General features: G+C 49.9%; 10 protein-coding genes. 3 read left to right on the plus strand and 7 right to left on the minus strand.

Going from position 1 to position 12,225, the window contains the following annotated elements; translation table 11 throughout:
• Positions 1 to 121: 121 nt before the first annotated feature.
• From ilvC to HF324_RS27985, 7 genes are all read right to left on the minus strand, one after another.
• Entirely contained in the window at positions 122 to 1,165 is a 1,044-nt protein-coding gene (gene ilvC, locus HF324_RS27955) for a ketol-acid reductoisomerase (protein WP_078667268.1), read from the minus strand.
• A gap of 99 nt (positions 1,166 to 1,264) precedes the next feature.
• Entirely contained in the window at positions 1,265 to 1,795 is a 531-nt protein-coding gene (ilvN, locus tag HF324_RS27960; RefSeq protein WP_168806455.1) for an acetolactate synthase small subunit, read from the minus strand.
• A 108-nt stretch (positions 1,796 to 1,903) separates the two neighbouring features.
• Positions 1,904 to 3,652: a biosynthetic-type acetolactate synthase large subunit gene (ilvB, locus tag HF324_RS27965; RefSeq protein ID WP_258539207.1), complete on the minus strand. Its 1,749-nt coding sequence runs from the start codon at positions 3,650 to 3,652 to the stop codon at positions 1,904 to 1,906.
• The gene (gene ilvD, locus HF324_RS27970) at positions 3,618 to 5,297 is read right to left on the minus strand and encodes a dihydroxy-acid dehydratase (RefSeq protein ID WP_168806457.1); all 1,680 of its coding nucleotides are present in this window, start codon (positions 5,295 to 5,297) and stop codon (positions 3,618 to 3,620) included. The genes ilvB and ilvD overlap by 35 nt, the downstream gene beginning before the upstream one ends.
• Positions 5,298 to 5,552: 255 nt before the next feature.
• Complete coding sequence (locus tag HF324_RS27975; RefSeq protein ID WP_168806459.1) at positions 5,553 to 6,455, minus strand: branched-chain amino acid transaminase; 903 nt, start codon at positions 6,453 to 6,455, stop codon at positions 5,553 to 5,555.
• Between the two features lie 506 nt (positions 6,456 to 6,961).
• Positions 6,962 to 8,053 (minus strand): phosphotransferase enzyme family protein, encoded by a 1,092-nt coding sequence (locus HF324_RS27980; RefSeq protein ID WP_168806461.1) that lies wholly within the window; start codon positions 8,051 to 8,053, stop codon positions 6,962 to 6,964.
• Positions 8,044 to 8,946 carry a nucleotidyltransferase family protein gene (locus tag HF324_RS27985; RefSeq protein WP_168806463.1) on the minus strand — a complete coding sequence of 301 codons (903 nt, stop codon included), beginning with the start codon at positions 8,944 to 8,946 and terminating at the stop codon, positions 8,044 to 8,046. The genes HF324_RS27980 and HF324_RS27985 overlap by 10 nt, the downstream gene beginning before the upstream one ends.
• A gap of 131 nt (positions 8,947 to 9,077) precedes the next feature.
• Between HF324_RS27985 and HF324_RS27990 the strand changes: the two genes are divergently transcribed.
• The 3 genes from HF324_RS27990 (at position 9,078) to HF324_RS28000 (ending at position 12,200) form a co-directional block, all read left to right on the plus strand.
• A complete protein-coding gene (locus HF324_RS27990) occupies positions 9,078 to 10,418 on the plus strand; it encodes an alpha-L-fucosidase (protein WP_168806465.1) in 1,341 nt (446 codons plus the stop codon).
• Between the two features lie 112 nt (positions 10,419 to 10,530).
• Positions 10,531 to 11,409, plus strand: coding sequence for a 1-aminocyclopropane-1-carboxylate deaminase/D-cysteine desulfhydrase (locus tag HF324_RS27995; protein WP_168806467.1), 879 nt, complete (start codon positions 10,531 to 10,533; stop codon positions 11,407 to 11,409).
• Positions 11,410 to 11,564: 155 nt separating this feature from the next.
• Positions 11,565 to 12,200, plus strand: a complete 636-nt coding sequence (locus HF324_RS28000; RefSeq protein ID WP_168861382.1) for a hypothetical protein — start codon at positions 11,565 to 11,567, stop codon at positions 12,198 to 12,200.
• Positions 12,201 to 12,225: the final 25 nt, after the last annotated feature.

Below are 12,225 nucleotides of genomic sequence, written 5' to 3' on the forward strand. Positions count from 1 at the left end.
AATCTATTTGTAGATTTTTTGATTTTCGATTTTTTGATTTTGTGGTTTGTCAACCAAGATTAGACCCTGGTTACCACTCCACAAAATCAAAAAATCAAAAAATCGAAAATCAAAAAATCAATTATGCGTTCGGTCTCAGCTTACGAACAGCTGCACCGGCCTGCCACATTTCGCTTTCGCGCAGTTCTTTCAGTTCTTCGTTCAGTTTCTCGCGGTAATCCGGAGTGCTGTTGGAAGCGATAGAGCGGGCAGCTTCTTTACCGGCGGCTACGCTGGCGTACAGCTCGTCAAATACAGGCTGGGTAGCGTCTTTAAACTTCTTCCACCAGTCGAGCGCACCACGCTGAGCGGTAGTAGAGCAGTTAGCGTACATCCAGTCCATCCCGTTTTCAGCAACGAGCGGCATGAGAGACTGTGTCAGTTCTTCAACAGTTTCGTTGAATGCTTCAGACGGAGAGTGACCGTTTCTGCGCAGTGTTTCGTATTGAGCGGCGAAGATACCCTGGATACAACCCATCAGTGAACCACGTTCGCCGGTGAGGTCGGAGAATACTTCTTTTTTGAAGTCTGTTTCGAACAGGTAACCGGAGCCTACGCCGATACCCAGTGCTACTACGCGTTCTTTAGCACGGCCGGTAGCGTCCTGGAAGATAGCGTAGCTGGAGTTCAGGCCCTGACCAGCCAGGAACAGGCGGCGCAGGGAGGTACCGGAACCTTTGGGGGCTACCAGGATCACGTCTACGTCAGCAGGCGGTATAATACCGGTTTGTTCTTTATAGGTGATACCAAATCCATGGGAGAAGTACAGTGCTTTACCAGGAGTCAGGTGTTGTTTCAGGGTAGGCCACAGGGTGATCTGCCCAGCGTCGGACAACAGGAACTGAATGATGGTACCTTTGGCAGCTGCTTCTTCGATATCGAATAAAGTTTCGCCCGGAACCCAGCCATCAGCGACTGCTTTATCCCATGTTTTGGAATTTTTACGCTGACCTACGATAACGTTGAAGCCGTTATCTTTCAGGTTCAGTGCCTGGCCGGGGCCTTGTACACCATAGCCGATAACAGCGATGACTTCGTTTTTCAGGACTTCCCTTGCTTTTTCCATTGGGAATTCTTCCCTGGTTACTACTTCTTCGAGTACACCTCCAAAATTGATGGTTGCCATGTTTTGTGATTTTAGCTTTTAGCTACTAGCCATTAGCTATTAGCTGTAAATTTTAAGTAAATGTGAATAAAGGCTTGTTTATGTTGCGGCTCCCGGCGCTTACGCTTCCGATGAGGCCTGCAGTTCTTTCAGGTGGTCGTGGAAACGGCGGCTCCATTTTACAATGGCCACCCTTCCGCTTTTGGAATATTCTATCAGACCATAGGGCTCCAGCTTTTTGATGAAGGCTGTCAGCTCCTGCTGGTGACCGGTTTTTTCGATCACGAAATAGTCTGCCGTGATCGTCAGGATGCGCGCCTGGTTTTCACGGATCAGCCGTTCGATATCGCCGGACTCCAGCGACTTGGTGGAAATCTTATACAATGCCAGTTCCTGGTACACCACTTCATCTTCCTCGTGTACAAAGGCACGGTGAATTTCAATCAGTCTTTCGATCTGACCGACCACCTTATCCAGTTTTTCACGTGTAGACATCACCGTTATGATAAACTTATACACGCCGGGGATCTCTGTTTCAGCAGTTGTCAGGCTGGTGATATTGATCCCTCTGCGGGTAAATATAATAGTGATACGGTTGGTAATACCTATACGGTCTTCCGTATAAACCGTGACTGTATATTCTTTTTGCATAAAAACAGCTTGGGCATCCTCCCTCCTTTTTACGGCGTTTTGACCGGTGAAAAAGAGAGGCATTTCTTGTAAAAAAATTATTTACTTGTCTGTTATAACCGGGTGGTGCTATTCCAGTCTGATAGTGGTAACAGGAGTACCGGCAGGGATCATCGGGAACACGTTGTCTTCTTTTTCCACCACTACTTCCAGCAGGTAAGCGCCATCGGTGGCCAGCATTTCATCAATAGCAGCGGAGATATCTTCTCTGGCGGTAACTTTTTTGCCCGGGATAAAAAATCCTTTGGCAATCTGAACGAAATCAGGGTTGACCATTTCAGTGGAAGAATAACGTTTATCGAAGAACAGTTGCTGCCACTGGCGTACCATGCCAAGGAAGTTGTTGTTCAGGATCACGATCTTCACACCTATTTTGGATTGGTAGATGGTGCCCAGTTCCTGGAGGGTCATCTGGAAGCAGCCATCACCGATCACGGCCACCACTTCTTTTTCCGGCGTGCCCATTTTAGCGCCCATGGCTGCCGGCAGCGAGAAGCCCATGGTACCCATGCCTCCGGAAGTGATGTTGGTATTTGGATTTTTGAAGCGGTAGTAACGGGAAGCGATCATCTGATGCTGTCCTACGTCTGTTACCAGTACGGCTTCTCCTTTTGTTTTTTCGGAGATGAGGCGTACCACTTCTGCCATTTTCAGTTCACCGGTTTCAGGATACAGTTCATTATGCTGAACTTTGTCGTATTCCTTTTTGTCGGCAGCCCTGAACTCGGCAAGCCATTCTTCATGCCTGGCGGGCTGTACTTCTTTCAGCAGCGCCTGCAAGGCGGTTTTGGCGTCAGCATGCAGTGCTACGTCCGCTTTGATGATCTTATTGATTTCAGCGGCATCGATTTCGATGTGGATAACTTTTGCGTTGGCCACATAAGTGCTCACATCCCCCGTTACACGGTCATCGAAACGCATGCCTACCGCGATAACGGTATCGCATTCACCCGTGAGGATGTTTGGAGCGTAGTTGCCGTGCATTCCCAGCAAACCTACATACAGCGGATGATCTACCGGAACAGCAGATAAGCCGAGCAGTGTAGAGGCCATGGGGATCTGTGCTTTTTCCGCCAGCGCTATCAGTTCTTTTTCAGCGCCGGACAGCAGTACGCCGTGTCCCACCAGCAGATACGGCTTCTTCGCTGCATTGATCAGCGCAGCAGCTTCTTTTACCGCGTCCTGTCTGAGTTCAGGCACCGGCTGATAACTACGTATATGCGTGCACGGTACATACTCATATTCACATTCGCCTACCTGCGCGTTTTTGGTGATATCCACCAGAACGGGGCCTGGACGGCCACTGCGGGCGATATAAAAAGCTTTGGCGATAGCCGCGGGAATGTCTTCCTGGCGGGTCACCTGTATATTCCATTTAGTGATGGGCATGGTGATACCGATCACGTCTGTTTCCTGAAAAGCGTCTGTGCCCAGCAGGGAGGCAGCCACCTGGCCGGTGATGCACACCATGGGAGTGCTGTCCATATAAGCGTCTGCAAGGCCGGTGACCAGGTTGGTAGCGCCCGGGCCGGAGGTGGCGAAAGCCACTCCTACTTTGCCGGAGCTGCGGGCATAACCCTGGGCCGCATGTGTAGCACCCTGTTCATGCCTTACCAGTATGTGATGTACTTTGTCCTGGAAATCATACAGGGCATCATAGATAGGCATGATGGCCCCGCCGGGATAACCGAAGATGGTGTCCACACCTTCTGCGATGAGGGAACGGATCACAGCTTCTGAGCCGGAGATAACAGGCTTTGCAGACAACCGCTTATCGGCTTTCTCAGCTTTCATCGGTAACACATCCTTCTGTTGCATTTTTAACAAGTTTTGCGTACTTAAATAAGATTCCATTGGATACCTTCAGGGCGGGAGCGGTCCACCGGGCCCTGCGGGCTGCCAGCTCTTCGTTGCTCACCTCCATATTGATGGTATTGTTCACTGCATCTATCTCGATCATGTCACCGTCTTCTACCAGAGCGATGTTACCGCCTTCGAAAGCTTCGGGGGTGATATGTCCTACCACGAAACCGTGGGTACCACCGGAGAAGCGGCCATCGGTGATCAGTGCCACGCTTTTACCCAGGCCCACGCCCATGATGGCGCTGGTAGGTTTCAGCATTTCCGGCATGCCGGGGGCGCCTTTCGGGCCTACCTGGCGGATCACCACTACATCGCCTTGTTTCACTCGTCCGGACTGGATGCCGGCGATGAGTTCAAATTCACCGTCGAACACGCGGGCAGGTCCTCTGAACTGTTCGCCTTCCTTACCGGTGATTTTGGCAACGGAGCCTTTTTCAGCGAGGTTGCCGTATAATATCTGGATATGGCCGTTGGCTTTCAGCGGCTTCTCCATGGGAACGATTATATCCTGGTTGCTGAAGTCGATATCCGGAACGTTTTCCAGGTTTTCAGCGAGTGTTTTGCCGGTCACGGTCAGGCAATGACCGTGCAGATAGCCTTGTTTCAGCAGGTATTTCATCACTAAGGGAACGCCGCCGATGTTGTGGAGGTCTTCCATGAGATACTTACCGCTGGGCTTCAGGTCTGCAATCAGCGGGGTTTTGTTGCTGGACTGCTGGAAATCTTCCAGTGTCAGCGGCACGCCCACAGATTTTGCGATGGCGATAAAGTGCAGCACTGCGTTGGTGCTGCCGCCCAGGGCCATGATCACGGTGAGGGCATTTTCAAAAGCCTCTTTGGTCATGATGTCTCTGGGTTTAATATCTTTTTCAAGGAGCAGGCGGATGTATTTGCCAACGCTGGCGCATTCTTCCTGTTTTTCCTTGCTGAGTGCGGGGCTGGATGAGCTGTAGGGCAGGCTCATACCGAGTGCTTCGATAGCGGAAGACATGGTATTGGCCGTGTACATACCGCCACAGGCGCCGGCGCCGGGGCAGGAGTTTTGTACGATGCCTTTAAAGTCGCCTTCATCGAGTTTGCCGGCCATTTTCTGACCAAGCGCTTCGAAGGCGGAGATGATGTTGAGGTCCTGGCCTTTGTATTTGCCGGGCGCGATAGAACCGCCGTATACCATGATAGCGGGGCGGTTGAGGCGGCCCATGGCCATCAGGGAGCCGGGCATATTTTTATCGCAGCCGGGCACGGTGATGAGGGCATCGTAGTATTGTGCGCCACAAACGGTTTCAATGGAATCAGCGATCAGGTCACGGCTTACCAGGGAATAGCGCATACCGGGGGTACCGTTGCTCATACCGTCGCTGACCCCGATCGTGTGAAAAGTAAGGCCGACCAGGTCGCTGCCCCAGACGCTTTTTTTCACTTGTTGTGCGAGGTCATTGAGGTGCATATTGCACGGATTGCCATCATAGCCCATGGAGGCGATACCGACCTGTGCTTTTGCCAGGTCTGTTTCTGTAAGGCCGATAGCATAGAGCTGTGCCTGCGCAGCGGGCTGCGTAGGGTCCTGAGTAATCGTCTTGCTGTATTTATTTAATTCCATTGCTGTTAATATTTCCCGGATTACCAACTGTTTGATAGTAACCCCATTTTAAAAATCCTTCACAAAATACCCGGTGAGGCCGGCAAATTCAAACCAAATATTTCCGGTAAACCGGTCTTCAAATCTGCCTTTGGAACGCTCAAATCCTTTACTGTAGATGATTCTCTATTTTTCGTTTTACAAGGTCCAAGGGAAGCTTTTAGCTTTTAGCTGCCAGCATTTAGCACTGACAGCTAAAATACTAACAGCTAAAGGCTATGCTAATTGTGCTTCGCGTTGAAAGGTTTTTTCGAGCACTTTCGCTTTATATGCCTGTTGTAATACTTTTCCGAGAGAAGAAGCCCATGGTTTGGCGAAAGCTTGTCCGTCGATAGATTCGAGGCCTACTACCTCTGCAGCGGTACCGCAGAAGAAAGCGGCGTCTGCCTGTTTTAATTCATCGATGGTGAACAGTTTTTCTTCGAGCGGGATTTGCAGTTCCTGGCAAAGTTCGATAACAGTGGCGCGGGTAATGCCGGGGAGAATGTTACCGGGAGGAGGAGTGAAGATTTTGCCGTCTTTTTCAAAGAAGATGTTAGCACCCGGGCCTTCCGCAACGTTTCCATTCATATCCAGCAGCAGCGCTTCGTCGTATCCTTTTTGTTTGGCTTCCTGGGAGGCGAGTATCGAGTTTACATACAGGCCGGCCGATTTGGATTCTATCTGGAACGCTTTCGGGTTCGGCCTTTCAAAAGAGGAAGTCATGATGCGCAGGAGCTTTTCGCCGAGGTAAGCGCCCCATTCCCATGCGCAGATGAGTATATTGGACTGGCTCGCTGCTTTCAGGGTCATGTTAGGCGGACAGAACACCAGCGGGCGGATATAGGCTTCCTCCATGTTGTTCATCTCCAGCACCTTGTAACTCGCGGCGATCAGCTCATCGTTGTCAAAGTTGTAAGGGATGTGGATCAGTTCGCAGGAGCGCTTCAGGCGGTCGAAGTGTTCCTTGGCTTTAAAGATTTTTACTTCTCCGCTGGCCGTTTTATAAGCGCGGATGCCTTCAAACACGGCATAGCCGTAGTGGAGGGATTGACCGAAGAGGTCTGTGGTGGCTGCTGTTGCTTTCAGATACTCACCGTCGAGATAGAGAATGGTGTCGTTGTTGTAATAGCTATACATAAAATTGAATTATTAGCGTCAAAATGTAGTCAGTGGTCAAAAAAAAAGCCTTCCTCTTTGCGGAGGAAGGCGTTATATCGATTTTGATTATGCACGTGTACCTATCCTCCGAAATGGTGGCTAATAATGACAACGACGATAATCACGACCTTCGTGATAGCCCAGTTGAGCTGAGGTACGATGTGATTAAGTTTTATATTGTCTTTATTTTCCCACATAAGGAGGCGATAATTGTTTCTATCAGTACAAATGTATTCGTGAAAAAAATAAAAAACAACAAAGGGCTAAATATTTCGTCAAAAATTAATCCCTTTATATGTTTTTGAAAATATTCAAAAAAAGAAGTCGAATATTGATTCGTTTCTAACAAACCACCGGAACCGGTTACCAAATACTAACAATTCCGGTCAGCCCGAAAGCAGGGAAAAGCGGGATAATGGGCAAAAAAAATCCCGGTACAGGGCTGTACCGGGATTTTTAAAGATTTCATTTAATTGTTCACTAGTCTAAACCTGTTCACTGACATGGAGGCATTTGTTGATAATAGCCTGCAAAGTGTCTTGTTTTTCGATGAGGCGCTTCAGCAGTACGAGCTGGTTGTGAGCGCGGTCAAAATTGTGCAGGGCGTACCTGATCGGGTAATACACATCGCCATTGAGATAGTCGGTGAGGAACCGGATCCCCTGCATGTAGATCATGAACTTTCCTGCAAAAAAGAGCTGTTCTTTTTCCACTTTGGTTAAAGTGCCGCCGATTTCTTCGAGGTATCCCTGCATGAGGGCTTCGAAGTACGCCTCGCGGATAACGATCTGGCTGACATCCGGTTCTTCTTCGGAAACGGGGCAGACGTAGGTGCGTACCATGTCTCCGAGGTCTGAGATGATTTTTCCCGGCATCAGTGTATCCAGGTCACAGACGCAGATACCTTCATATGTGTCTTTGTTGAGCAGCACATTGTTGATTTTGGTATCATGGTGCATCAGATGGTCCCTGAATTCGGGATTTGTTTTCAGCTGTTCGTAGGTGACTGCGATGTCGGAGTAGCGGAGGAATTCGTCAATCAGCTCTTCTGCTGCTGCCTTCCTGTCTTCCCTGGCGTTACGGATAGCTTCCTGGAAAGCGGCGTAACGGAGGGTAAGGTTGTGAAAGTTCGGAATCGAAGCTTTAAACGGCTTCAGGTCGATGCCCGAAAGGTAACTGGCAAGGCGGCCAAACTGTTTGGCGGCTTCATATGCCTGCTTTGGGTTATCTGCCTGATCTACCGTCACGGACCCGGCAATAAACGGAATCATTCGCCAGTATTCGTTGTCCATTACAAAGAGCTCTTCCCCGCTGACTGTGGGTATGGGCGTAATGAACAGATACCCCGGATGATGTGCTGCGAGATAATCGGCTGCCATTCGCTGGTTGGCGGCTATTACCCCGGGTTCCTTAAATACGTTTACATTGATTCTCTGTAAAACATATTTGCTGCCGTCCTCCTTCTTTTCGAGCAGAAAAGTGTTGTTGATGTGTCCTGATCCGAATCTTCGGACGTTTAATCCTTCAGGCTCCAGTCCAAAAGCCTGAAGGATTAATTTGTTGGGTGTTATTTCCATAAATTGTCGGGATATGCTCCGTTTTTAACCAATTCCGACAGACTGGCCTGAACACCGGGTGCATCTTCCTTGTAAGTAACCCCAAACCATTTCGCTGTGGTAGGCAATACTTTTACCTTGCCGATACCACGACGGATAAATTCGTCAGCCACAATCGGAATAAAGAACTCCGATTTCGGGTTGGTGCCGTTTTTCTCCAGGAACTCGTTGAACAGCGACTGGCTCATGTCAAATACGCTGGGATGGAAGCCCCAGAAGTTCATGGAAACCGGCGTATCAGCACCCAGCGGGTGTTTGCTGCCATCGGCTTCTTCATAAACGATCTGGCCATTGTCAGTATAAATCTTTGTTCTTTCATTGATGGCAGAGAGGAAACCGGCGCCGTCCACTGCGCAAACGCCGCGGGACACGGAACCGTGCTCGCTTACTGTTTTGCCCAGCTCGTAACCTACTACGCTGTAGATGTCCGCTTTAGCCTCGCCCTTCAGAAATGCAGCCATTTTCACGAAAGCATCCGCTCCGTAAAAGTCATCCGCATTGATCACGGCAAAAGGCTCATTGATGGCGTCTTTCGCACACAGGATGGCGTGCGCAGTGCCCCAGGGTTTGGTACGTTCTGCCGGGATCTGGTAACCGCCGGTGAATGAATCCATGTTCTGGAATACGTAATCCGTTGCTACACGGCCTTTGAGCTTAGGTTCAAAAATCTCTCTGAACTCTGAGGCAAAATTCTCCCGGATAATAAATACGATCTTGCCAAAGCCGGCACGGATAGCATCGTAAATAGAGTAGTCAATGATAGTCTCACCGCTGGGCCCGAAAGCCTGGATTTGCTTCAAACTGCCATATCGACTGGCCATACCGGCCGCTAAAATCAATAAAGTCGGTTGCATTTTTCTGATATTATTTTAGAATTTTCAATGTTTTGCCTGAAAATATCGGCGCTAAATATAATCATTAAACCTATTTTCACGCTTTCTTTTTGTGGACAACACATATATTAATAATTAATTTAAACGGAACGATGAAAAGATTACTTGTGCTGGGCGCCTGTGCCATGCAGCTTTGTATGACTGCCAATGCGCAACAGAAAACCAATCCGGACGACATCAAAAACAAAATGCAATGGTTTGCCGACGCCAAACTCGGCATCTTCATCCACTGGGGCATTTACTCAGTGAAAGGAATCGATGAATCCTGGTCATTCCACAACAAAAAAATCTCCTACCCCGATTACATGCAGCAGCTGAAAGGCTTTACTGCCAGTAATTACAACCCGCAGGAGTGGGCCGATCTCATCAAAGAATCCGGCGCCCGTTACGCGGTCGTTACCACCAAACACCACGACGGCGTGGCGCTGTGGGACAGCAAATACAGCAAGCTCGACGTGGTTAACAGCACCCCTGCCAAACGGGATGTGCTCACGCCCCTGTACACCGCTTTGCGGCGCGACAGTATCAAATGTGGTGCCTATTTTTCGCTGATCGACTGGAGTTATCCTGATTATCCCCAGTTCCTCAAAGACAGCAACCGCTATGATATCAAGACACAACCCGCCCGCTGGCAACGTTTCCTGAAATTCTATGAAGGCCAGATGGAAGAAGTCATGACCAAATTCAACCCCGACCTCTGGTGGTTTGATGGCGACTGGGAGCACTCTGCAGAAGAATGGGAAGCCGCCAAAATGCGTAAAATGCTCACCACCCATAATCCCAACACCATTATCAACGGGCGCTTACAGGGTTATGGCGACTACGATACCCCCGAACAAAACTTCCCGGTGACCCGCCCCCACTACCACTGGTGGGAACTCTGCATGACCATCAACAATAACTGGGGATGGCAGCCACAGGACACCAACTGGAAAACACCGTTCGAGATCATCACCATCTTCGTAGACGCTGTAGCCAACGGCGGCAACCTCCTGCTCGACATCGGCCCCAAAGCCGACGGTACTATCCCGGCAGAACAGGTGAACGTTCTGAAAGAACTGGGCGCCTGGAATAAAAAGAACGGCGAAGCCGTGTTCAATACCATCGCCGGCCTGCCCCTGGGACACTTCTATGGCCCTACCACCCTCTCCAAAGACTCTGCCACCCTGTATCTCTTCCTGCCCGGCAAAACCAGCGGACAGACCGTGATCAAAGGACTGAGCAACAAAATTGAAGAGATCAGCGTAGTAGGCAACGGCACTAAACTGAATCACAAAGTAGTCGGTAAAATATCCTGGAGCCCCGTGCCCGGCCTCGTTTACATCGATGTACCGGAAAGTGTGCAGGATAAATATGTTACTGTGCTGAAAGTGAAACTGGACAAACCTGTGAAGCTGTACCGCGGCAAAGGCGGCTTTCTGACGAACGAATAACCACCGGCGTTTCGGTTCCCGGTACTCATGCACCGGGCTGCATTGTTAAAAGGCTAATGGTGCGCATTCAGCGCCCGGGCCGCAGACAATTCGAACGGGCCAATTTGAGACAATGAACACCAGCAATATCACATTAGATAACATCACTGCTTCCTGGCTGCCTGCGCGCCAGGAAGCGGCGATGTTACGACTTGATAAGCTGGACACGGAAATTTCCGGCAACAAATGGTTTAAGCTCAAATACAACCTGGAAGCGGCCCGTAGCGAAGGGAAACAACACATCCTGACTTTTGGCGGCGCCTTCTCCAATCATATTGCGGCTACTGCCGCAGCCTGCCGCGAAGCCGGACTGCACTGCACGGGTATCATCCGGGGCGAGCAGCCCGCTGTGCTGAGTCATACGCTGCAGACCGCTGTGGACAAGGGTATGCAGCTGGAGTTCGTCAGCCGGGAAGCCTACCGCCATCACCGCATCTCCTTTGAAAACCGCCCGGGCACCTACATCATACCGGAAGGCGGGCACAACGCCGCCGGCGCCCGTGGCTGCGAAGAGATCCTCTCCCTGTTCCCCACCGGGCATTTTACCCATATCCTCTGCGCCGTGGGGACCGGCACTACCCTGGCCGGCCTTATCAACAGCGCCGCTGCGGCACAAACCGTCATCGGCATCCCTGTGCTTAAAGGCGCAGGCTACCTGGAAGCAGAAGTGAAAGCCCTGCTGCATCCCGGCCCAACAAGCCACTGGCAGCTATTGCATGATTTTCATGGAGGCGGCTACGCAAAAGTGAAACCGGACCTTATAGATTTTATCAATACCTTTTTTGCAGAAACAGGCATCCCGACCGACATCATTTATACCGGGAAACTGGTCCGTGCTTTCCGTGAATTAATCCATCAGCGCTACTTTCCTGACAATAGCAAAGTATTATTAATACATACCGGCGGGCTACAGGGCAATCTTTCCCTGCCTCCGGGCGTTCTCTCCCTATAAAAACTGTTCATTATATTTGGACGGTAGTGTATTTTTGCCAACTTTAAGAGATCACGGATTTTAAGTATGAAGCAGGTCGCGCGTTTAACATTCGCCATTGGACTTTTTATATCGATAGCACTCACAGGTAAAGGGCAGGAAATACTGCCCCGGTATTGCCTGAATTCACCGCCACCATTAAAACCGGTAAAATCCAGCTGGACTGGATATCCGGATTCATGGAGGTGAAAGAGATCGGCATTCAGCGCTCACTGGACAGCGTGCTGAACTTTAATACCATCGGTTACGCGAGCTATCCCACTCAAACCCGGAATGCATACCTGGACAATAAACCATTGCCCGGCACCAACTATTACCGCCTCTTCATCCTGTTTAACAACGGCCGGTTTATGTACAGCAAAACCGTGCTGGCCCTGCCCGACAGCACTATCAGGGCAGACATGAAGCTGCAGTACGCGGATATCAAGGATGCCACCCGCAATCCCAACAAACCCGCCTCCGAGGAAAACAAAGAACCGAAAGTGGTATGGCACCCTTCCAACTATATTTACACCACCGCCGACGGTAACATCAACATCAAACTGAATGATGCGCCGCAGAAAAAATATTCTGTCAAATTTTATGAGCCTAACGGCGCTTTCCTGTTTGAGATAGAGCATGTAAAAGGACCGTCCCTCATACTGGAGAAGGCTATTTTCATGCACGCCGGCTGGTTCAACTTTGAACTGTTTGAAGACGGCCGTCTGAAGGAAAAATGGAATTTTTATATTCCGCTGAACTACCGCATGTAGATATAGAGATTTTTTGATTTACGAT

This window comes from Chitinophaga oryzae (assembly GCF_012516375.2).
Lineage (GTDB): Bacteria > Bacteroidota > Bacteroidia > Chitinophagales > Chitinophagaceae > Chitinophaga > Chitinophaga oryzae.